Annotated in this window: 20 protein-coding genes and 1 other RNA gene; 7 read left to right on the top strand and 14 right to left on the bottom strand. The window is 40.4% G+C overall.

From position 1 onward, the window contains the following. The coding region (ettA, locus tag Q0625_RS10565; protein ID WP_298826872.1) for an energy-dependent translational throttle protein EttA at positions 1-1,255 on the bottom strand (1,255 nt) is incomplete at its 3' end. 71 nt (positions 1,256-1,326) lie between these two features. On the opposite strand from ettA, the gene Q0625_RS10570 reads away from it, so the two are divergent. From Q0625_RS10570 to Q0625_RS10585, 4 genes are all read left to right on the top strand, one after another. Beyond that, on the top strand, positions 1,327-2,130 hold the full coding sequence (locus Q0625_RS10570) for a hypothetical protein (RefSeq protein WP_298826875.1): 804 nt from the start codon (positions 1,327-1,329) through the stop codon (positions 2,128-2,130). Between the two features lie 7 nt (positions 2,131-2,137). Beyond that, complete coding sequence (locus Q0625_RS10575; protein WP_298826878.1) at positions 2,138-3,274, top strand: DUF2931 family protein; 1,137 nt, start codon at positions 2,138-2,140, stop codon at positions 3,272-3,274. 99 nt (positions 3,275-3,373) lie between these two features. Next, entirely contained in the window at positions 3,374-4,489 is a 1,116-nt protein-coding gene (locus tag Q0625_RS10580) for a hypothetical protein (RefSeq protein WP_298826881.1), read from the top strand. A gap of 25 nt (positions 4,490-4,514) precedes the next feature. Continuing rightward, the gene (locus Q0625_RS10585) at positions 4,515-5,630 is read left to right on the top strand and encodes a hypothetical protein (RefSeq protein WP_298826884.1); all 1,116 of its coding nucleotides are present in this window, start codon (positions 4,515-4,517) and stop codon (positions 5,628-5,630) included. Between the two features lie 132 nt (positions 5,631-5,762). Here Q0625_RS10585 and Q0625_RS10590 read toward each other — a convergent pair whose 3' ends face one another. After that, on the bottom strand, positions 5,763-5,948 hold the full coding sequence (locus tag Q0625_RS10590) for a hypothetical protein (protein ID WP_298826887.1): 186 nt from the start codon (positions 5,946-5,948) through the stop codon (positions 5,763-5,765). A gap of 77 nt (positions 5,949-6,025) precedes the next feature. Between Q0625_RS10590 and Q0625_RS10595 the strand changes: the two genes are divergently transcribed. Beyond that, positions 6,026-7,072: an endonuclease/exonuclease/phosphatase family protein gene (locus Q0625_RS10595; RefSeq protein WP_298826890.1), complete on the top strand. Its 1,047-nt coding sequence runs from the start codon at positions 6,026-6,028 to the stop codon at positions 7,070-7,072. A 100-nt stretch (positions 7,073-7,172) separates the two neighbouring features. On the opposite strand, the gene ndk is transcribed toward Q0625_RS10595, so the two are convergent. Continuing rightward, positions 7,173-7,595 (bottom strand): nucleoside-diphosphate kinase, encoded by a 423-nt coding sequence (gene ndk, locus Q0625_RS10600; RefSeq protein WP_298826893.1) that lies wholly within the window; start codon positions 7,593-7,595, stop codon positions 7,173-7,175. Positions 7,596-7,744: 149 nt separating this feature from the next. Here ndk and ffs point away from each other — a divergent pair. Both ffs and Q0625_RS10610 read left to right on the top strand, forming a co-directional pair. Continuing rightward, positions 7,745-7,843, top strand: an RNA gene (ffs, locus tag Q0625_RS10605) — signal recognition particle sRNA small type. Between the two features lie 52 nt (positions 7,844-7,895). Beyond that, on the top strand, positions 7,896-10,019 hold the full coding sequence (locus Q0625_RS10610; protein ID WP_298826896.1) for a suppressor of fused domain protein: 2,124 nt from the start codon (positions 7,896-7,898) through the stop codon (positions 10,017-10,019). Positions 10,020-10,097: 78 nt separating this feature from the next. On the opposite strand, the gene mdh is transcribed toward Q0625_RS10610, so the two are convergent. The 11 genes from mdh to Q0625_RS10665 all read right to left on the bottom strand — a co-directional run bounded on the left by mdh (position 10,098) and on the right by Q0625_RS10665 (position 21,327). Continuing rightward, complete coding sequence (mdh, locus tag Q0625_RS10615) at positions 10,098-11,030, bottom strand: malate dehydrogenase (RefSeq protein ID WP_298826898.1); 933 nt, start codon at positions 11,028-11,030, stop codon at positions 10,098-10,100. Positions 11,031-11,141: 111 nt separating this feature from the next. After that, positions 11,142-12,497, bottom strand: a complete 1,356-nt coding sequence (locus Q0625_RS10620) for a peptidylprolyl isomerase (protein ID WP_298826900.1) — start codon at positions 12,495-12,497, stop codon at positions 11,142-11,144. Continuing rightward, positions 12,484-13,338: a hypothetical protein gene (locus Q0625_RS10625; RefSeq protein WP_298826902.1), complete on the bottom strand. Its 855-nt coding sequence runs from the start codon at positions 13,336-13,338 to the stop codon at positions 12,484-12,486. The genes Q0625_RS10620 and Q0625_RS10625 overlap by 14 nt, the downstream gene beginning before the upstream one ends. 82 nt (positions 13,339-13,420) lie before the next feature. Then, entirely contained in the window at positions 13,421-13,975 is a 555-nt protein-coding gene (locus tag Q0625_RS10630) for a CvpA family protein (protein WP_298826905.1), read from the bottom strand. A gap of 12 nt (positions 13,976-13,987) precedes the next feature. After that, positions 13,988-14,209, bottom strand: coding sequence for a DUF2795 domain-containing protein (locus tag Q0625_RS10635; protein ID WP_002666276.1), 222 nt, complete (start codon positions 14,207-14,209; stop codon positions 13,988-13,990). Positions 14,210-14,300: 91 nt separating this feature from the next. Next, positions 14,301-14,897: an NUDIX domain-containing protein gene (locus Q0625_RS10640; protein ID WP_298826908.1), complete on the bottom strand. Its 597-nt coding sequence runs from the start codon at positions 14,895-14,897 to the stop codon at positions 14,301-14,303. A gap of 111 nt (positions 14,898-15,008) precedes the next feature. Next, positions 15,009-17,648 (bottom strand): hypothetical protein, encoded by a 2,640-nt coding sequence (locus Q0625_RS10645; protein WP_298826911.1) that lies wholly within the window; start codon positions 17,646-17,648, stop codon positions 15,009-15,011. A gap of 29 nt (positions 17,649-17,677) precedes the next feature. Beyond that, positions 17,678-18,424 carry a 3-deoxy-manno-octulosonate cytidylyltransferase gene (gene kdsB / locus Q0625_RS10650; protein WP_298826913.1) on the bottom strand — a complete coding sequence of 249 codons (747 nt, stop codon included), beginning with the start codon at positions 18,422-18,424 and terminating at the stop codon, positions 17,678-17,680. An 11-nt stretch (positions 18,425-18,435) separates the two neighbouring features. Then, positions 18,436-18,768: an iron-sulfur cluster assembly protein gene (locus Q0625_RS10655; protein ID WP_298826915.1), complete on the bottom strand. Its 333-nt coding sequence runs from the start codon at positions 18,766-18,768 to the stop codon at positions 18,436-18,438. A gap of 3 nt (positions 18,769-18,771) precedes the next feature. Continuing rightward, positions 18,772-19,194, bottom strand: coding sequence for a SufE family protein (locus Q0625_RS10660; RefSeq protein WP_298826917.1), 423 nt, complete (start codon positions 19,192-19,194; stop codon positions 18,772-18,774). Positions 19,195-19,485: 291 nt separating this feature from the next. Further along, a complete protein-coding gene (locus Q0625_RS10665; RefSeq protein ID WP_298826920.1) occupies positions 19,486-21,327 on the bottom strand; it encodes a M1 family metallopeptidase in 1,842 nt (613 codons plus the stop codon). Positions 21,328-21,468 lie beyond the last annotated feature (141 nt).

A 21,468-nucleotide genomic window follows, 5' to 3' on the forward strand; every position in this document is an offset into this window, starting at 1 on the left:
CGGAGAAGTTTTCCCAAATGCTCTTTTCGGGGTCTATATTCTTATGGGTCTGATCTACATAGGCGATTTTCACTGTATCCCCTATGAGGAACTCTCCACTATTGGGCTTTTCTTCCCCCATAATCATACGGAAGATGGTGGATTTTCCGGCACCATTGGGACCTATCACCCCCACGATACCCGCTTGAGGGAGTACAAAGTTAAGATCGTCATATAGGAGCTTATCTCCGAAAGCCTTGCTTACATGGCGTGCTTCAATGACATTGGTACCCAAGCGAGGCCCATTGGGGATATAGATTTCGAGCTTTTCCTCCAATTGTTTTTGGTCTTCACTCAGTAGGCGGTCATAGTTCTGCAAGCGCGCTTTCTGTTTGGCTTGGCGCCCTTTAGCTCCTTGTCGTACCCACTCAAGCTCACGTTCGAGCACCTTCTGGCGCTTAGTTTCCGCTTTTTGCTCTTGAGCAAGGCGTTTGGCCTTTTGATCTAGCCAAGAGGAGTAGTTGCCCTTCCATGGGATTCCCTCGCCACGGTCAAGCTCTAAGATCCAGCCCGCTACATTGTCCAAGAAATAACGGTCGTGGGTGACAGCGATCACCGTACCTGCATACTGTTGTAGGTGCTGCTCGAGCCATAGCACCGATTCGGCATCAAGGTGGTTGGTAGGCTCATCCAAGAGTAGTACATCGGGCTGTTGTAATAGGAGGCGGCAGAGGGCTACACGGCGGCGTTCCCCTCCGGAGAGTACCTTGATAGGGGTATCAGGATCAGGAGTACGGAGGGCATCCATGGCTACTTCTAGCTGATTGTCAAGCTCCCAAGCGTTCAGCGCATCTATTTTGTCTTGTAACTCCGCCTGCTTGTCCATGAGCTTTTGCATTTTGTCGGGATTGGAGTAGTTCTCCTCTAGGCCAAAGAGGTCATTGATATGGTTGAACTCCTCCAAGAGCTTCACCGTCTCGGCTACCCCCTCGCGAACGACCTCAATAACCGTTTTTTCCTCGTCTAATTTAGGTTCTTGCTCTAGGTAACCCACTGTATAGCCAGGGGCAAAAACCACTTCGCCCTGATAGTTCTTGTCTATCCCAGCGATAATCTTCAGTAGGGACGACTTACCCGCCCCATTGAGCCCCAGAATACCAATCTTAGCCCCGTAGAAGAAACTCAGATAGATGTCCTTAAGCACCTGTTTGTTGGTAGATGAATAGGTCTTACTAACCTTATTCATGGAAAAGATAATCTTTTGATCGTCTGCCATAATAAAGAGAAAAATAAAGGGCAAATATACGAATTATTTTGTATATTTGTCGGCAAAAATAGGATTCAAGCATGTGCCATATATGTCATAAATCTTTCTTAGCCTTCATTATTTTAGGGATAACTTTGCTGGTCTCGTTCTCTTGTTCAGCACAGAAGAATACTACTCACCCCACAGAAAAGGGTATATTTGATCAAAACGGAGAGTATAAGGGAGACGCTTTCCTTTGTCTGGATGAAATAGAGACTCTTGTAGATACGATTATAGCAGAAGGGAAAAGAAAGAGAAGGCATTATGTAATGCAGTATCCTGATGGAAAAGGAAACGTATACAGATTTGGGAAAGGTGATCAATATGCAGGTTTGTATTGGTTTAACTCTTATAACAGATATCAAGTATATCGTGGGTACTATTTAGATACAGGTACCATATATACCAAGAAAACAGAGTTAGGAGATACCTCTATTGGCAAGGAAATTACCTATACAAAAGAGGGTAAGGTAGAAAGTATCATAGATTATGAAGCTGATTTTTCTACCCCTTTGAAAGAAATAATAGCTTTATGTAGAGAAAAATTCAATGTAGATTTAGAATACAAAGTACCTACTAACCCTTCTAATCTTGATTTTAAACGTGTGATTTATAAGGAGCATCCCGATTGTCCTAAGGCTTACATACTATCATTTTTTCCAAAGGAGGAAAAGGAAAATAATAAAAAACGATTTATAGTTATTAAAGACGGAACTAAAGAAATTGTAATTGATAAATTAATTGATGGAGGGGAGTTAATTTATGGAGGACACGGAGAAAGATTTGATGCGGAAGAAGTTCCTGATGAAGAAATTATAAAAGCACTCCTCTTGAATAAAAAGTAACAGAACTATGGCACAGACATTTGTAAGGAAAATATGGTTATTCTTATTTTTACCCCTGCAGCTCGCTAGCTGTCAAAACCATAACAGCAATAATAAGGATATGAACGAACCCGAATATGAATGGGGAATCTCTGTGAATGCCCCTATTGGCTATCCTATCCATGTATATGCAGGAAGGGTTGGCCCACAATATATAACGAGTGATTTATGGTGCTCAACCGAAGAACCTGATTGGGGAAGTGCTTATGTCAATGAAGGAAATGACCCCAAGGAACTCCCTAAGGATATAGATATTGTATGGTTTTCTTTTATAGAGAATTGCTTTTATAACCTACAAGCTTCCCTTGACTATGAAAAGATAGAAAAACTGTTCAAAGAGGGCTTTGAGCAGCGCATTCGCTATGGGGAACTACGCCATACTACCTATGATGGTTTGGTAGTGGGTTTAGCTCCTGGAGGCACTGTTGTGGTATGGGTAGGAAAAGGCTATTCCCCTATTACAGAGGTAGGACGCTTCCAAGCCTCTCAGATCTATCTAACAGAAACTTCTGATATGGATAGCCACGAGCTACTTATTTTTGATAAGGAATATAGAAAGAGCCTTGCTACAGCACCCAATATAGTTCCTTTGGAGGTGCAGAAAGCCAATGAAGGAAAACCTATTCCCTATAACCTATGGGATCGCTATGCTGAGACCCAATACCGATGGTACCCTACTTTTGAAATCCCTGACGGAAAAATGGGAGATGTTTTCTTTCAATATTGGAATGGGGAAGCCAATACTATTTTTTATACCGATTTAGAACCTACTACTGAAAGAGAAACTATTCTTAAACCTAAAGTATGTCAAGAACCTATAGGGAAACTTCCGTTGTATAAGGAAATAAGTATAAATTATAAAGCTTTTGATGGAATTAAATATGCTGCTACTATTACCTTTGATTGGGAACAGAGTGGTGAGACTTATAAAAAGGTTTTCGGAGAACATCCTGAGGAGGTAACAGCGCAACTTTACTTTCGTCTGAATCGAAATAACACTCATGTAACAACTCGCTTAATAGGGAGCAATGGGAAGGATCTTATCATAGAGCCTAAGAATATTAGTATAGCAGAAATTAACCAAAATAGAGCTCCTTTTGACTAATTAAATACAACATTATGGGATATTCATTCGTTTGAAATTCAGAGAGTTATATAGTAGGGGGAATTTCAGAAGTGATGCCATAAATAAAATATGTATCTTATGAAAACAACAAAAAATAGACTTTTAATAGGCCTACAATTGGCGATTTTGCTCATTTTAGTTATGGGTTGTACCACCTTAATCCCTGATAATAACATGAAATGGACAGCCCAATATGACTTTATAGATTTGTACAAAAAAAGAAACAATGGTTTCAATCCTGGCTCAGACAAACAATTAAGTGTGGTATTTTCACCTACCGAAAATATTATTGTCTTAGGAGCACAGAAGGATACACCTGAATTTGATCCCACTGCTACAGAAAAACAAGCCGTACTTTATATCTCGACGGATAGAGGACAATCCTACAAAGAACTCATTCTTGAAGGAGAGGATGTATATGATGCTGTAGCCTATACGAAGGATAATAGCATCATTTATACCTCTGATTATAAATATGAATATGTATACCTCTTTAACCATAAAACTCTTAAGATAAAGGAAATAGACAAGTATGATAGAAGAAATAAAATCTACTATGATAATTTTGATGGTCGCTTTTTAAAATGCAAAAGGAATGAAATACGTTTTTTGGTAGATGTATTAACTCAGGATTCTATAAAATCATATGAAATACCTGAGAAATTTACTAATTATCCGTATTACCCTATTCATCAGAATGGAGATATCTTATATTATGATAGGATATTAGAACTCCGCACCTATAATGTAATTACTGGAGAAGATAAGCTCTTTAAACAACTCAAGCATAAGTATGATTATTTCCTTACAGAAGATTATTCAAACTATAATACTCCTCTTTCTTTGCAAAAAGTAGAAAATGAAAATGACGAAGAAAAAGAAATAATAACCATTTACGATCTCAAGGAAAACTTTGTCCGTAAGATAACCAAAGAGAATCGTGAAAAATACTATTATTATAAGGACTTTATTTGTGATTATACAAACCTTCATAGTCGGGGAAATACCTTGCGTTTTTCTTTTGACAAAGGGAAAACTTGGAAAACACACCATATTCCAATGGCTGGTTTGTTAGTTTTCAATAAGAATGTAGGTTTCTTTGAGGACAAATACATTATCTTTGAGGGGATTCTCTTTCGCGGAGCTTCCTCTGGGAGTGGAGGTAGGATTATGGTTGGAGAGTTCCTGAGATAGGGTTAAAAAATAAAAAGTATTTCTTATGAAAATAATGAAAAATAGACTTTTAATAGGCCTACAATTGGCGATTTTGCTCATTTTAGTTATGGGTTGTACCACCTTAATCCCTGATAATAACATGAAATGGACAGCCCAATATGACTTTATAGATTTGTACAAAAAAAGAAACAATGGTTTCAATCCTGGCTCAGACAAACAATTAAGTGTGGTATTTTCACCTACCGAAAATATTATTGTCTTAGGAGCACAGAAGGATACACCTGAATTTGATCCCACTGCTACAGAAAAACAAGCCGTACTTTATATCTCGACGGATAGAGGACAATCCTACAAAGAACTCATTCTTGAAGGAGAGGATGTATATGATGCTGTAGCCTATACGAAGGATAATAGCATCATTTATACCTCTGATTATAAATATGAATATGTATACCTCTTTAACCATAAAACTCTTAAGATAAAGGAAATAGACAAGTATGATAGAAGAAATAAAATCTACTATGATAATTTTGATGGTCGCTTTTTAAAATGCAAAAGGAATGAAATACGTTTTTTGGTAGATGTATTAACTCAGGATTCTATAAAATCATATGAAATACCTGAGAAATTTACTAATTATCCGTATTACCCTATTCATCAGAATGGAGATATCTTATATTATGATAGGATATTAGAACTCCGCACCTATAATGTAATTACTGGAGAAGATAAGCTCTTTAAACAACTCAAGCATAAGTATGATTATTTCCTTACAGAAGATTATTCAAACTATAATACTCCTCTTTCTTTGCAAAAAGTAGAAAATGAAAATGACGAAGAAAAAGAAATAATAACCATTTACGATCTCAAGGAAAACTTTGTCCGTAAGATAACCAAAGAGAATCGTGAAAAATACTATTATTATAAGGACTTTATTTGTGATTATACAAACCTTCATAGTCGGGGAAATACCTTGCGTTTTTCTTTTGACAAAGGGAAAACTTGGAAAACACACCATATTCCAATGGCTGGTTTGTTAGTTTTCAATAAGAATGTAGGTTTCTTTGAGGACAAATACATTATCTTTGAGGGGATTCTCTTTCGCGGAGCTTCCTCTGGGAGTGGAGATAGGATTTTGGTTGGAGAATTTCAGAGGTAATGAAAAACCTAGAAGAGACTGACGATAAGCAATATGTGAAAAAGCATTGGGAATGAGGAACAATACCAGCAGTATGGCAAAAGTATTTTGTAAAAAACAATGTATAGCCCAAAGTACAAATTACTATATCAATCACTTAGGAATGTAAGACTCCCTGTTGGTGTGTCTTTTATAGCTCGTGCCTACTACTAAGTAGCGCCTTTGGTTTTTATGGGAGCTACAGGCTCCATCCTTATAGGTGCGAGGGGCAAGCTCACACCAGCGATGGTTTTTAAAGCCTATAAAGCACTCTAAATGCTGTAAAGAAAAAGGATACATTGGTGAATTTATTTCTTTTAAAAATAAAAGTGTTTCATCTCAAGAAAAAAACGTATCTTTGTATAAAAGTAATTTACATGAAAAAAATCTATTTATTATTTTCTATCTCATTGATATTTATGAGTTTATCTATGCAGGCACAAACCAAGCAGTATAAGGTACGCACAGTGGCTTTCTACAATGTGGAGAATTTGTTCGATACCATCAATGACCCGAAGAAGTTTGATGACGAACGTACTCCTGAGGGTAAAGACCACTGGACAAGTGCTAACTACTTTGATCATATTCATAAGATAGCTTCCACTATCGCTAAGATAGGGCGGGATGTTACGGGTACGGCACCTGATTTTGTGGGGCTTTCGGAAGTAGAGAATCGCAGTGTGGTGGAGGATTTAGCCCATAGTGAAGCCCTTAAGGATTACAATTACGGTATCGTACATTATGATTCGCCCGATGCTCGTGGGATAGATGTGGCTTTTATGTATAAGAAAGACGTATTCACCCCTACTCATACCTCCAAGCACTTTTTGGATATCAAAGACCCTTCGGGCAAGCCTCGTTATACCCGTGATCAGATTCTTATCTCAGGAGAGATGGAAGGGGAGGAGCTACATTTTATCATCAATCACTGGCCTTCACGCTCAGGAGGAGAGGCCGCTTCTCGTCCTTTTAGGGAAGCAGCAGCAGCACTGAACAAACACATCTTTGATTCCTTGACCGCTATCAATCCCAAGGCAAAGGTCATCAGCATGGGTGACTTCAATGATGATCCTACAAATTCAGGCTTTAAGAAAGTACTCAAGACCAAGGCAGATAAAGAAAAAGTAAGCCAAGGCGAGCTATACAATCCTATGGAACGTCTCTTCAAGAAAGGGGTAGGTACCTTAGCTTACCGTGATAGTTGGAGCCTTTTTGACGAATTTGTACTTACCTATGGCTATATAGGCAAGGAGGTAGAAGGGTACAAATATTGGAAAGCAGGTGTATTCAATAGCCCAGAGCTTGCCAATCCTTCAGGACGGTTTGCAGGCTATCCTTTCCGTAGCTATGCCAATGGTAGCTATACGGGTGGCTACTCCGACCACTTCCCTGTGTATCTGTTTCTGATTAAACCAAAAGAATAACGAGAAGAGAATTAAGTGAATAACGAAAAGTGAAGAGTGAATAGTAACAACAGTTACCCACTCTTCACTTTTCACTTATCATTTAGTCACTAGTCATTAGTTACTTGTATATCTCTCTTTCTGAGAAGAAGAATCCTATTTCTCTTTGGGCATTTTCGTTGGAGTCGGAGCCATGAATGGCATTTTCTCCTACACTTTCCCCATATTTGGCACGAATGGTACCTGCAGCGGCCTTGGCAGGATCGGTAGCTCCAATGAATTCACGAAAGGCTTCCACAGCATTGTCCTTTTCCAAAGCAATAGCTACTATGGGGCTGCGGGACATAAAACCCACTAACTCCCCAAAGAAAGGGCGCTCCTTGTGAATCTCATAGAATTTTTCAGCTTCTCTTTGGCTTAGCCAAACATATTTGAGGGCTAAAATGCGATAGCCTCCCTTAATAATTTGGTCAATAATAGCTCCTGTATGCCCCTTCTCTACGGCATTGGGCTTAATCATGGTGAATGTTTGGTTGGTTGTCATAGGGTAAAAATTAAATAAGTTGCTGTATTTCAGTATTTTGCTAATCCATTTCTAGAAGGAGGAGCAAGGGGTGAAAAATTTTGTGTAAAAGTACGAAAAAAATTCGTGATAGCAGTTGGAAGTTATAATTTTTTTTGTACCTTTGCACTCGGCAAGTCCTACACGACCAGCTCCCTTAGAATCCTCCAGGGTGGGAACGCAGCAAAGGTATAAGGTTGTAGCGGTGCGATGTAGGTAGCTTGCCACTTTTTTTTTGTCTACACTTTTCTTAACTACTTCACTAATAAATAAATAGAAATTATGACAGAGCAACAAATCCTAAAAAAAATTGATAAGTGGAACGAAGATGACCATATTCAGGCAATCGTTGATTTCATAGAGAAATTACCTCATGAGAGCAAAACTACCGAGGTACTTAGTGAGTTAGGACGTGCCTATAATAATTTGTATTGGTTAGATCCTTCCGAGGAAAATGAAAAATATTTACGCCGTGCGGTAGAGGTGTTCAAGTATTTAGAAGAAGAAATAGGAGATACAGAGAGTTGGAATTACCGTATAGGGTATTCTTATTTCTATCTCAATGATATGGATAATGCCAGAAAATACTTGGAACGTGCTACTTCTCTTTCTGGTACTCAAGAATTGTTACACTATATAGCCTTGGCGGATAAGAAAGGTATCTCTCTACGTGAAGCGGTCAAAGGTGGCCGTGGCGAGGTGGAATATATCTTGGAGGATTTTGTAGATACCCTTAAGGAATACGCCCCCTCAATGGCATTACGCTTGGGTACTCCCGCTACAGAGGAGCAAATAGAACGCTTTGAGGATCGCTTCGGCTTTGATCTGCCTGAGGAGTTCAAGCAGCTGCATAGAACCTTTAGCGGACAACAAGATAACAGACCTTTCTTTGGGGTAGGTCAGCGCTTTCTTAATCTTGAAGAAATAGAGGAAGCCCAAAAGAACATTGTCTCTTTCTTAGAAAATCACTTCGGAAGAGATTGGGCAAATAAGCAGATACCCGAAGATGAGTTTGTAGATGAGGGAGAGGTGAAGAATCAGCTCTTTAGCCGTAAGTGGGTACCTTTTATGACCCAACGTATAGAGGGAGAGAAGGATAGCTATTTGTGCTTTGACTTTGATAATGACGAAGATGGTATCTATGGACAACTTATCGGAGTAACTCCTGATGAAAAGTTGGAGAATTATGAGGTGTCTTTTGTTTTTGCGGGACTTTTCCAATGGTTATCCGCTACCATAGAAGGTCTGGAAACAGAACGTATGGCCTACTCGGAAGAGAAGGATACCATAGAGTTCTTGTCCCGTAACTTTGAACCTGCTTATTACGAGGAGGAGGAGCGTGAGGCTTTGGAAGATTATATCAAGGAAAATATTGGTGAGTTTGACGAGGTATTTCATGAGTTGGTTTCTCCCGATATTCACTGCGATATCTATATAGTGAAACCTACCCCCGAACGCAATTACTACACGCTAATTACAGGAGGTATGGGAGCTTATCATATGAATATACCTGACGGATTCACAGGTAGTCCTTTTGCAGAGATGGTGATTCACCTACCTGCTGATTGGAATATCAAGAGTGAGGAAGAAAAAGATTATTGGCCTATGCGTTGGCTTAAAATCCTCTCTCGCTTACCTATAGAACAAGATACTTTCTTGGCTTGGGGACATACCGTTCCTACTGGGGAACCTTTGGAGGGAACCAACTTCACCTGTATGCTACTCATCGGTACGGATGACAAGAAGGGGGAAGATGCCATAGCGAAGCTCCCTACTGGTAAGGAGGTGCATTTTTACACCATGGTACCCCTATATGAGCAGGAGATGCTGTACAAATTGGAAAATGATAGTTCTGCCCTTTTGGAACTTTTCTCCGAAAAAGATATACCTTATCCACCTGTGGTAGATGTAAATCGTCCCAATGTATGCCAGGACTATGCTCCCGTACAGAATACAAGCCTTTTGGATCAAGTATACTGGGCATTTACCCAAGAACACTTCCCTGGGCTCATGATATTCTGGGAAGCGGTTAAAGCCTATAATTCCGATATGGAGAATAGCCTAAACAACTTCAATCCTTTTGGTACCATATTCAAAACACCTAAGGTGAAGATTATGTATGAGGCTTGGATAAAGAGCAAGAGAGAACTTCATGATTTTGAAATACTTGCCAATGAGCATCTTTTGGAAGGGGAGCCTGATGAAAATGGTCTTTACCAAGCGCTCATTGTCTCTGAACTCTTCTCAGGTGATGGTGCTTCTTTTGGAGCTTTAGAGCTTCTTTGGCTGATACACAACACTTTGGCCAACAAAGATTTAGGTGATCATATCTTCTTTGAAGGCTTTGATATAGAGGGGTATGAAGAAGATGGTACTCCAGTACTCTTTATCAACTGTGGCTCTTAATTGATTTTTAAGTAATATGACAAGAGGCTGTCCTCCAGTGGGGACAGCCTCATTTTTATGTGATAAAATGTGCTTATCTTAGATAATACCTTCCAACGCTTTATTTACTTCGCGTACAGCTTGGGTACTTTCGTTGAATTTAGCTTTTTCAGCTTCGTTGAGTTCTATTTCTACGATTTTCTCAACACCATCTTTACCGATGATCACAGGTACCCCTACAGAGACATCTTTTTGTCCATATTCTCCTTCGAGTAGTACAGAGCAAGGGAATAGTTTCTTTTGGTCGCAAGCAATGGCTTGAACTAAGGCAGAAACAGCAGCTCCTGGAGCATACCAAGCGGAAGTGCCTAAAAGTTTTGTAAGGGTAGCCCCTCCCACCTTAGTGTCTTCAGATACTTGAGCAAGGCGTTCTTCAGATAGGAATTGGCTTACAGGTACTCCACGATAGGTAGCCAAGCGAGTAAGCGGTAACATACCACTGTCACTGTGAGCAGCGATAACCATACCATCTACATCGGAGATAGGGCTATTGAGAGCTTCAGCTAAGCGATATCTGAAGCGAGCAGAATCCAATGCGCCTCCCATACCTATAATGCGATTTTTAGGCAATTTGGTAGCTTTGTGTACCAAATAAGCCATAGTGTCCATAGGGTTACTTACGATAATAACAATGACATTAGGAGAGTATTTCACCAATTGTTCTACTACCGATTTTACGATATTGGCATTGGTACCAATGAGTTCTTCACGGGTCATACCTGGTTTGCGAGGAATACCAGAGGTGATTACAGCTACATCGCTTCCAGCAGTTTGGGAATAATCGTTTGTAACCCCCTTGATGCGAGTATCGAAACCATTAAGGGAAGCTGTTTGCATAAGGTCCATGGCTTTACCTTCAGCAAATCCTTCTTTGATGTCCACCAGAACAACTTCTGATGCGAAATTCTTTAGTGCAATATACTCTGCACAACTTGCGCCGACTGCACCGGCACCTACTACGGTTACTTTCATAAGAATATTTTTTATCAGTGATTATGATTGATGATGTCAAAATTACAAAAAATAAATGACATACACAATAAAAAATCTAAAATATTTTATGTCCTACAAACCGCTTAGTTATTACTTTTTGAGCCAATTGTTAGAAAAAGTACAGTTTCTATACGATCCTTTTACCGAAACGAAAGTCTTTTTAATAGCTTCTTTCATCCATTTCTGTACGGCTTCGAGTTGTTTTTCCTTAAGAGCTAATTCACGGATGCGGGTATAGTCCTTGACAAAATCGGCAGTATGTTCGCCTATACGATTGGTTACACGATATATTTTGTACATCTTTCTTCCAGTTCTATCTTCATCCACAATAGGGAAAGAAACCTCATCATCCTTAAGGGAAGAGACTTGAGAGTATAGTGCAGGTTCCATACGGGTAAGCTCAAACTTGGTAGAATAGTCTTCAGGGTTGAGTAGCTGCCCTCCATCTTCTTTGGTTTCTTTTTCATCAGAGAAATTCTTTGCTGCTTCGGCAAAGGTAAATTCTTTGTTGATAATCTTATCGCGTATGTCGTTAATTTTCTTTTTAGCTTCCTCTAAAGAGGCATCGGGAATCTGAGGCACCATAAGGATATGGCGTACGGAAACTTCTTTTCCTCTTATCTTGACCACTTGTAGGATATGCCAACCGAAATCGGTCTTGAAGGGATCGGATATTTCTCCTTCTTGTAGGGAGAATGCTACGTCCTTGAACTCCTTGGCAAAGCTTGAGCGCCTATTGAAAGTCAGTTCCTTGCCTCCTGTAGCACGATCCGCCGAATAGAGGATCGCCTTGGTGGAGAAGCTCGCTCCGTTCTCTACGATGTCTTTTTTGATTTCTTTGAGCTGTGCTATAACCTTGTCCACTTCACTCTGTGGTGCTTTGGGTTCTATAACGATTTGGGCAATCTCCAGCTCAGTACCTATGGTAGGGAGTTCGCTCTGTGGTATTTTGTTGAAGAATTGTTTTACTTCCTCTGGAGTAACTTCTATATTCTCTACAATCTTGGCTTTCATGCGGGAACTAAGTTCGTTCTGGCGGAGAATATCAAAAAGCTCATCGCGTAGGGACTGCTCATCATCCTTGTGATAGAATTCTACTACCTTCTTCATATCTCCCAATTGTTCTACCAAGAACTCAATACGGCGGCTTACCCCATCACGAATGTCAGTATCGGAAATCTTGATACTGTCCTGAATGGCTTGGCTTACATAGAGCTTGTCTTCCATGAGTTTTCCCAATAGTTGGCAACGGGTTATGCCCTTAGTATCCACATTTTGAGAGCGAAGCTCTATCAGAGCACGATCAATGTCTGTTTCCAAGATGAGATAATCTCCCACGACGGAGGCTACTCCATCAATCTTTTCTCTTTGGGATTGTGCCCATAGAGAATTGATAGAGAAGAAAGTAGATAGGAATAATAAGCAGGTAATACTAATTCTGTTCATAGAGTTCAAATTGTTTGTTCTGAATAGCATTATTGATAATTTCTTTTTCTAAGTTATTGATATAGTTATTTTTGCGTTTGTTCAAGATGATTTGTTTCAAGGTAGGGTAAGCATACTCCATAGGGGCATAGTCTGTATTGTCCAAGTACTTATTGACCTTGAGCAGGTACACAGAAGTAGAGTCTCTTTGCTCAATGAGTTGTTGTAGGCTACCCTTGCTAATTCTTGCCGAAAGGGCAGGGATCTTTTCTTTTACCTCAGCCGCTCTTATCCAAACACTATCGTTGAGAAAGGAGGAGGTAAAGTGGGGGCTGAGTGAGTCAATGTATCGCCTATCCTTAGGTGCGTAAGTCCTAAAAGAGGCGGTTAGTTTGGAAGTTAAGTCTTTGGGAGAGAGCTGTATGTATCTGAGCTGTACCAAATCCTCACTGAGCATAAAGATGTCTTTGTTCTTCTGGTAGAACTCCTCTTTTTCTTTTTTGCTGATGAGGGTATCCACCTGTCTGGATAGTAGGTCTAAGTAGAACTGAGTATATAAGTCCGTACGATACTGGCTTACCAATTGTTCAAATTCTTCTTTTTTGCTGTTGGGGATATTCTTTTCAGCCTTGAGGAAAAGGAGTTTCTTCAGTGCCCAATTATTGATGTATGGGGTAATGATGCGTAGGCTATCTTCTAGGGTATGTCCTTGAGGGAGCAATTTTTGGATATCCTCCTCATATAAGTAATAATCACCTATTTTGGCTACCACCTTACTATCCTTTTGAGCAGGACTCAGCCATTGGCAAGCAGTCAAAGAGAGACCGCTGATAAGGAGAAAAAGAAGGGGTTTCCAATTCATTTTAACTATTCTTAATAAGTTGGTACAAAAACAGCGCAAGTTACAGTAATTTGAGGGGAAAAACTAATCAATTAATGTTTTCTTAACTTTGAGTAGTAGGGGAGGGCTCTGTCCCTATCTTAGGTAATAGGTCTTTGTACTGGAAGATATGGGTGCGAATCCAATCATTCATCTCCATAACAGGGGCATAGAGCAAGGATTGTTCGCTACTTTCCTTAGGAATGATTTCAAGGGCACCTCGGTTAAGGTACATAAGGCTTGTGCCTATAAAAAGAGACCACTTAAACATACCAAATACAGCCCCTGCAATACGATTAGGGAGTCCCAAGGAGATACTTTCTAAGAATTTAGTGAGTATTTTCCCTCCAATTCGTACTATAGCAAAGACTAAAAGAAAGACAATGACGAAAGAAATTACTTGATTGGTTTTCTCAGAGAGTGAAAATACTTCACTGAGGTAACCAGCTGCCATAGCTGAGAAGTGTATAGCCCCCCATAGTGCTACAAATATAGACAATAGGGAGGCTATTTCCCAGATAAAACCTTTCATAAATCCGTGTATAACCCCAATAGAAAGGAGAATACCTAGTATAATATCAATGTTGCTCATTTGGATAAAAAAAGAGATGAATTTCATCTCTTTATTAAATTAATATTCATCTTCGTTCCAAAGATAATCTTCTTCAGTGGGATAATCAGGCCAAATCTCCTCAATGGATTCATATATTTCTCCTTCGTCCTCAAGGGCTTCGAGATTCTCCACCACTTCCATAGGAGCTCCTGTACGGAGCGCATAATCGATGATCTCTTCCTTAGTTGCAGGCCAAGGGGCATCACTGAGATAAGAGGCAAGTTCTAATGTCCAATACATATTTATTAGTTTTTAATTGTCAGTTTTTAGTTTTTATTGTCGGTTTCAAGAGTTAGTTGTTTTTCACTCTTCACTTTTCGTTATTCACTAGTTAGTATTCTCCTCTGAACACTTCTTGGAGGCTAGAGAATGAATTTTTCAGTAGTTTCTTGAGTTTTTTAGGTTTTTTCCACGCACATACTTCTATATCCTCCTCTTTTTGAGGGTGCAAATCCTCCTTACTATCACTATACATATTGTACCAATGGGTTTCCTTCAGGAGCCAACGTTGGTCTTGCTTATATATGTGGTAGGTAATCACACGCTTGCCCAATACACGTAAGTCTTTCACTCTTGTTTCTTCCTCCACTTCTCTTCGGGCACATTCCTTGATATCTTCTCCTGTTTCTAATTTCCCTTTAGGCAAGTCCCATTTTCCCTTTCGCTTGATAAAAAGGATACGCCCTTTAGGGTTGCGTACCACTCCTCCTCCTGCACTAATGAGGGTAAAGGGCTTGAGAAATTCCTTAAGCGGGTCTTGGCTCTCTATATAGAAGAGGAATTTGCCAGACTTGTACCCGTCTATCTTTCGAATAAAATCCTCTACTGAAATCTTGCCAAGGGTGAATATTCGGTATTTCCTTTTATATGATTTTTTAAGAGTATTGGTAACCAATATCTTTTTGTCGTCTAAAAAAACTTTGTACATAACTATTTTTTAAGGGAAAATTAGTTTTATTTTTACAGAGCTAAGGTACAATTTTTTTTTGATTCCTAAAAGATTTTTCTCATTTTTAACATACTTTGTAAAGGAAAAATCCTATTCTATCACCAAGACACGTTCTTCGTCAAAGGCATCGCTCTCAAAGATGATTTGATAGTTGCCTTTGGGGAGATAATACTTTCCATTGTCCGCTTTCTTGAAGGTAGTTAGGAGTTTTTTCTCATAGGCAATACGTCCTTCTTCGGTGAATACCAAGTCAAAAGGAATAAAGTTAAACCCTACTTTGGTCTGATAAGTGAACTTGGAAAGGGTGATTTTGTTCTTAACGACACTGATTTTGATCGTACTATTATCTTTGGAGGCAAAGGATTCTAAGTATAGCACAGGTTCCTCAGGTGATTGCCAAGGGCTAGGTGCATTTCCCCACTTAGGAGAATATTTTATAGAGTAAGTCTCTTTAAGAGGATAGAACAATTGTGCTTGTACTGCCGCACGTAGTTCCCTAAGGGCAGTAACATTGGCTGTAAAGAAACCATGTCCCTTAGTTCCCACATATAGCTGATTGGTCTGAGGGTTGATAGCAATAGCACTAATGGAAGTACGTGGTAGGTTTTCCTTGAAAGGATGCCACTTTTCTCCCATGTCAAAGGATACATACAAGCCATTTTCGGTACCTAAGTAGAGCACTTGCTCATTGGCAGGATCTTCCACAACAACATTGACAGTTTCCTCTGGTAAGTTAGCCTTGAGGTTATCCCAGCTCTTTCCCATATTGTTGCTACGGAAAAATAAGGCCTGATGATTGTCATTTTGCAAGATAGCATATACACGTTCTTGAGCGTGTTTGGAAGCTAGCAAGCAAGCCACACGGTTAGGTGTAGGGAAAGAGGAGTATATCATTTGCCAAGAAACGCCTCCGTTCTGTGAGGTGTATATCATACCATCATCACTACCTGTATATAGTAGGCCAAACTGGAAAGGTGATTCGCATATAGCCGAAATAGTACCATAGGAGAGTATTCCTCCCTTGTCACCATTGGTGAGATCTGGGGAGATCGTATTCCACTGTTTTCCCTCATTGAGCGACTGGAACAAGGTATTGGTACCCGCATAGAGAATGGTGTTATTCTGAGGGGAGAGCGCTAAGGCTGTTTGTAGGGGATAGTGCTGTTTTACCTTCTTGTCATAAGGGAGAGAGGTCTTGCTTTGTTTGAGTTGTAGGATACTTCCAAAGGGTTGTGAGAGGAAGAGTTTGTTATCAGGTGAAGCCACAAGAGATCCTTTTTCTGGACTTAGGAAAGACCAACCATTGGCAGTATGCTTGAAGATACCTTCGTTGAGGATACTAGCATAGAAAGTATCATTTTCGGGCTTTCCTATAGATAGGGAAATGGCAGAGGCTGTTTGTGGCATCTGTTGTTTAGCCCAAGTACGTCCTTGGTCAAGGGATTGGAACATACCTTGGTTAGTTACTAAGATCAGTTGGCGTTCATCGGCAAAGAGTTGATATACTTTTTGTTCCTTAGGGTTGTCCTTAAGCAGTGTCCAAGTAATTCCACCATTATTAGAGCGAAGCAAAGGTACTCCAGAGAGGTATAATTCGTTCTCTTGTTTAGGGTTCACAGCAAGTGCGCCTACTTCATACCCCTTGTTATAGAAAACATTGGTCAGAGGTTTGTTATTCTTCTTCACCCAAGACTTTCCGCCATCGGCCGAGTAGTAGATCTCAGCTCCGATGACAGCAGGGAGAGCCTCAGTAAAGCGGGTCAAGTCGGAAACCTTTACTGCACCAGAACGTACTGCTTCGCGGAGGTTTTCCACAGAATACTTATTCTCTAGCGAATGATTGTAGATATATTGGCTAATTCTCTCATCGTCAAGGGCAAGGAAATCCTTGTTGGAGAGGCTTTGTAGATTGAGATCAGAAGGGTCATCTTTGGCACGTTCGCGGTTATCTACAAGCGCATAAATAGAAGTAGGGCTGAATATGGCCAAGGATATTTTCCCAATGTTCCCTTGAGGGAAGCCTGAGCCTGCACCCGTGATGAGTTCCCAAGTAGCCCCTGCATTATTACTCTTATAGATGCCTGACTGCTTGCCCGCAGGAACAATGTTAGAAGGACTAAAAGAGCAATCCCAAGCAGAGAGGAAGAGTGTTTCAGGAGCAGAAGGTACTTTCTTAAGCTCATTGACTCCTACTTGTCCAAAAGTTTGATTCCAGTTCTTTCCCTTGTCGGTAGTAGAGAGTACCCCTTGGATAGAACCGCCTTCTCCCATGGCACTTAAGCAAACATTGGTAGAGGAGATGAGGGTAATTTGGCGTACATTGATATTGCCTACAGGAGAAGTCTCCTTCCAGTCTTGGGCATATTCTTTGAAAAACACGCCTTGATGATTGGCGACCCATAGGGTACGATTGTCCCAGTCCACTGCCATAGCGGTAGTTTGTGGTGCCATAAAGTCAGCAAAGGTAGGAGTGAAACTCGCCCCATTGTTCTCGCTATACCATACCCCCGACTCGGCTAAAGCTACATATAGCTCATAAGGGTTCTTAGGGTTTCTTTCTACCTGAATAATCTCTCCCGCCCCACGGCTAATTTCAAGGGTTTGGAAAGGGATATTTTTGACCCAAGATTTCTGCAAATTCTGGGTGCGAATCATCTCTTGTCGGTTTTGTACTTGTGCTATGCTTGCTGCAGAAAGAAGCATGGCAGAGGCCAAAAGAATATGTTTCATCTCTTAGAAATTAAACTAATGAATAAAAGCTAAAAAGTGGGTGCGCTATCTCTCCACAAAAATCGTGCCCTTTCTAAGTCTTCGGGGGTATCTATACCGATATTTTCTACTTCAGAGAAGACCATTTTGATACGTCGACCATTTTCCAAGTAACGCAGTTGTTCGAGTTTCTCTATCTCTTCCAAAGGAGTAGGAGCCAAGTGATAGAATTCCATAAGAGCACTTTTGCGGAAAGCATAGACCCCTATGTGCTTGTGGTAGGTGTAAGCGACCTGTTCGTCCCTTCTGAAAGGGATGGGACTACGAGAGAAATAAAGCGCAAATTGCTCCTTATCCACCACAACCTTTACATTGTTAGGATTTTGTATATCGTCCCATTCTTTCAAGGGCATCATCAGCGAAGCCAAATCAATTTGCTCTTTGGGGTCGTTGGCAAAGACTTCCAACAGACTCTCAAGACTTTTCTTTTGTATGAAAGGTTCGTCTCCTTGTACATTTACAATAATATCGGCAGGAAGGTTTTCTACTGCCTCGGCAATACGATTGCTTCCACAACTGTGGGCGATTTGGCTTAAGAATACTTTTCCATCTATACCCTTAATTTTTTGAGCAATTTCAGTGCTGTCAGTCGCTACCCATACCTCGTCAAAGAGGGCAGTACGCACTGTGGCAAGGTAAGTTTGCTCAATAACTGTGCGCCCCCCTAAGTCCTGTAAGAGTTTCTTAGGAAAGCGGGTAGCCTCAAGGCGTGCAGGGATAACAGCTATCTTTCTCATAGTCAGTGATTTTATAGGAATCCAAGTTCCAATTTGGCTTCTTCACTCATCATCTCCTGTCCCCAAGGTGGGTCAAAGGTGAGTTCCACTTCCACTTCATTAATCTCATCAATGCTTCCTATCTTCTCATAGACTTCTTGAGGGAGTACCTCTGCCACGGGACAATTGGGCGAAGTGAGGGTCATGAGGATTTTTACATCGCGATTTTCGTTGATAAACACATCATAGATAAGCCCCAATTCGTATATATCCACAGGGATTTCAGGGTCATAGATGGTATGGAGAACCTCGACGATTTTCTCGCCAATGAGTTCGGTATCAATAGGTGTCTTTTCTTCTGACATAGTTTAATTGTTTTTTAAAGTTATAGCTTTGGCATAGAGTTTCATTTGTTCTATCATACTTACCAGCCCATTGGCACGGGTAGGAGAAAGGTGTTCCTTAAGACCTATTTTGTCAATAAAACTCATATCGGCAGCCAAAATATCAGCCGCTTTCTGTCCTGATAGGGCTTTGATCAAAATGGCAATGATCCCCTTGGTGATGATAGCATCACTGTCGGCTGTGAAATGGATAATATCCCCTTCATTATCAGCATGTAACCATACTTGGCTTTGGCAACCCTTGATCAAGTAGCTGTCAGTCTTGTACTGAGGGTCTATCAGAGGTAGGCTCTTGCCTAGGTCAATCATATATTCATAGCGGTCTTCCCAGCTTTCTAAAAATGAAAAGTCCTCAATAATAGTATTTTGTATCTCTGTGATGGTCATTCTTTTTTTGGGGGCAAAGGTAATAAAAAAAAGTAAAAAGTAAAAGGTAAAAAGTATCATTACGCCAATTCTACTCCCAAGAGAAATTTTTTATAGTCAATCATATTTAGAATGCAAATAATATAGAATAAAAGTGATTCTTAATTTGCTCTTTTTCAAGGGAGAATACCCTCACATACTCAGCTTTCGAGGACTTTGTCCGTACACCTACTCATGCTGATTTTTCGAAAATCTTTTCTGTTTGACTATAGTTTTACTTTTTATCTTTTACCTTTTACCTTTTATCTTGGATTAGTAGTTATGGCATTCCGTATTGGTATCCGCCATAAACTCCTGTGGGTCTATACTGATGTTTCTCACTTGGGTAAAGGGGAGATCTAACTCAAACTGATAAGTGCTTTCAGCCCAGTTCCATACAGGTAGGACAATACGTTCCATATTGATAAATGGATTGGGTTTTTCTCCAAAGGTCAGATCAGTGGGAATGTACAAAGAGAAAGGTTTTTGTCCGTTGGGAATTACAATAAGATCTAACGGCATAGGGATACGTCCTTTTTTGTTAAGGGTAACAAGGGTCTTATCTCCCTTGCTTTCTACCTTTTCTATACAGTAGCCGATATGGTGATTGGTATGCATAAACTCCTTGAGAAACCAAAAGAGCTGCATGCCCGATTCCTTTTCAGCGCAACGCACGAAATTCTCAGGGGTAGGGTGTGTGAAAGCGTATTCCTTGTAAAAACGCTTGAAGGTAGCCTCCATCGCCTTGCGACCAATAATATAGTCCAAATGGGAGGCAAACATAGTCCCTTTGGCATAGGCAGTACTGAAGTAGGAGCGTGTACGCTCGAAAAAGTCGGCACGTATGGAAGGGTCTTCCTCTTGCCTGTCTTGGATATAGTCAAGGAAAGCCTTACGGCGGAATTCGGAAAAGTTGACCACTGGGTCTTTCTGAACGACTTCGGCATCAGCCCAAAGCTGTAAGAAGCAGGTAAAGCCCTCATCAAACCAAGGATATTGCTGCTCATCAATGGCAAAGATATGCTGAAACCAAGTATGAGCCAGTTCATGGCAAGCGGTTTTGACAAGAGCCTTGGGATCCTTTCCTCCCTCTATAAAAGTACACATAGCATATTCCATGGCTCCTTGCCCTGCTTGGATAAAGGAGTAATGACTCCAAGGGTATTTGCCTACTTTAGCTTCGTAGAAGTCCAAGACCTCTGGCATGATTTCTTGTAATTTCTTCCAATTTTCTGGAAAATTCTTGTAGAAAAAGTGTAGTTCCACGCCGCTCTTAGTCTTCACAATATCATGCTGATAGGCTGGATCAGCTGCCCAAGAGAAGTCTATTACTCGCTCAGCCTTGAAGTGCCAAGTACGGGTCTTTTGGTGTGTCTTTACTTCTTTGATGTTTTGGTAACCAAAGCCTATTTGTTCGGGGTTTTGTAGCGTGCCGGTACCTGCTACGAGATAGTTCTTGTCAAGGGTGATTTTTACATCAAAGTTTGCCCAGTCTCCATAGAACTCACCAAATATATATTGGTAAGGGTGCCAACCTTGGCTGTCATACACACAGATACGTGGGTACCACTGAGAGAGGGAAAGGGCTACTCCATCGGAGTTATTGCGCCCCATGCGTAGCCCCATAGTGGGGATTTGGGCAGTGTAGTCCATAGCAAGGGTAGCCTTTCCATGGGGGAGGATAGGCTCAGGGAGGCTTACTTGTAGGATAGTACCAATCACCTTATAAGAAGCCTCTTTACCATTCTGGGTTAAGGATTGCAGGCGTATAAAACCTTGTTCGTTTTCCTTGAGGTGTGCTATTTTGCTTTCGTACTTAGGCTGAGCCTCTGTGCCAACATTATGCATAAAGCGGGCAGGCATATCGGGTACCTGTTGCATATTCTTATCCATTTGGCTATTAGGCTGAAAGGCGTTGAGATACAAGTGGTAAAAGACAGTACGCAGCGTATCAGGTGAATGATTTTCATAGATGGCTATTTGCTTACCTTTGTATTGGAAAGTCTTTACATCCATCTGTATATCCATTTGGTAGTCAATGTGTTGTTGCCATTGCGCAGAGGTATTTATACTAAAGCCTATAAAGGCAAGGGCGAGGAAAAGGGATTTTACCATGAGAGATTTGAGTTTTGGGGACAAAAATACGAATAATATTTAATTTAGTGGTTAGTTCTGACCACTAATCACTAACGACTAACTGCTAATTTTTACTTATTCAAAATACATATTGCTGAAAATGAGTTATTTATTTTGTTT

Source organism: uncultured Capnocytophaga sp. (genome assembly GCF_938029845.1).
Taxonomy (GTDB): domain Bacteria; phylum Bacteroidota; class Bacteroidia; order Flavobacteriales; family Flavobacteriaceae; genus Capnocytophaga.

What these genes read in the sequence shown, in the direction of transcription:
- Q0625_RS10570 (WP_298826875.1), top strand. Translation starts at nt 1,327, where the DNA reads ATGTGCCATATATGTCATAAATCTTTCTTAGCCTTCATTATTTTAGGG.
- Q0625_RS10575 (WP_298826878.1), top strand. Translation starts at nt 2,138, where the DNA reads ATGGCACAGACATTTGTAAGGAAAATATGGTTATTCTTATTTTTACCC.
- Q0625_RS10580 (WP_298826881.1), top strand. Translation starts at nt 3,374, where the DNA reads ATGAAAACAACAAAAAATAGACTTTTAATAGGCCTACAATTGGCGATT.
- Q0625_RS10585 (WP_298826884.1), top strand. Translation starts at nt 4,515, where the DNA reads ATGAAAATAATGAAAAATAGACTTTTAATAGGCCTACAATTGGCGATT.
- Q0625_RS10590 (WP_298826887.1), bottom strand. Translation starts at nt 5,948, where the DNA reads ATGTATCCTTTTTCTTTACAGCATTTAGAGTGCTTTATAGGCTTTAAA.
- Q0625_RS10595 (WP_298826890.1), top strand. Translation starts at nt 6,026, where the DNA reads ATGAAAAAAATCTATTTATTATTTTCTATCTCATTGATATTTATGAGT.
- ndk (WP_298826893.1), bottom strand. Translation starts at nt 7,595, where the DNA reads ATGACAACCAACCAAACATTCACCATGATTAAGCCCAATGCCGTAGAG.
- Q0625_RS10610 (WP_298826896.1), top strand. Translation starts at nt 7,896, where the DNA reads ATGACAGAGCAACAAATCCTAAAAAAAATTGATAAGTGGAACGAAGAT.
- mdh (WP_298826898.1), bottom strand. Translation starts at nt 11,030, where the DNA reads ATGAAAGTAACCGTAGTAGGTGCCGGTGCAGTCGGCGCAAGTTGTGCA.
- Q0625_RS10620 (WP_298826900.1), bottom strand. Translation starts at nt 12,497, where the DNA reads ATGAACAGAATTAGTATTACCTGCTTATTATTCCTATCTACTTTCTTC.
- Q0625_RS10625 (WP_298826902.1), bottom strand. Translation starts at nt 13,338, where the DNA reads ATGAATTGGAAACCCCTTCTTTTTCTCCTTATCAGCGGTCTCTCTTTG.
- Q0625_RS10630 (WP_298826905.1), bottom strand. Translation starts at nt 13,975, where the DNA reads ATGAAATTCATCTCTTTTTTTATCCAAATGAGCAACATTGATATTATA.
- Q0625_RS10635 (WP_002666276.1), bottom strand. Translation starts at nt 14,209, where the DNA reads ATGTATTGGACATTAGAACTTGCCTCTTATCTCAGTGATGCCCCTTGG.
- Q0625_RS10640 (WP_298826908.1), bottom strand. Translation starts at nt 14,897, where the DNA reads ATGTACAAAGTTTTTTTAGACGACAAAAAGATATTGGTTACCAATACT.
- Q0625_RS10645 (WP_298826911.1), bottom strand. Translation starts at nt 17,648, where the DNA reads ATGAAACATATTCTTTTGGCCTCTGCCATGCTTCTTTCTGCAGCAAGC.
- kdsB (WP_298826913.1), bottom strand. Translation starts at nt 18,424, where the DNA reads ATGAGAAAGATAGCTGTTATCCCTGCACGCCTTGAGGCTACCCGCTTT.
- Q0625_RS10655 (WP_298826915.1), bottom strand. Translation starts at nt 18,768, where the DNA reads ATGTCAGAAGAAAAGACACCTATTGATACCGAACTCATTGGCGAGAAA.
- Q0625_RS10660 (WP_298826917.1), bottom strand. Translation starts at nt 19,194, where the DNA reads ATGACCATCACAGAGATACAAAATACTATTATTGAGGACTTTTCATTT.
- Q0625_RS10665 (WP_298826920.1), bottom strand. Translation starts at nt 21,327, where the DNA reads ATGGTAAAATCCCTTTTCCTCGCCCTTGCCTTTATAGGCTTTAGTATA.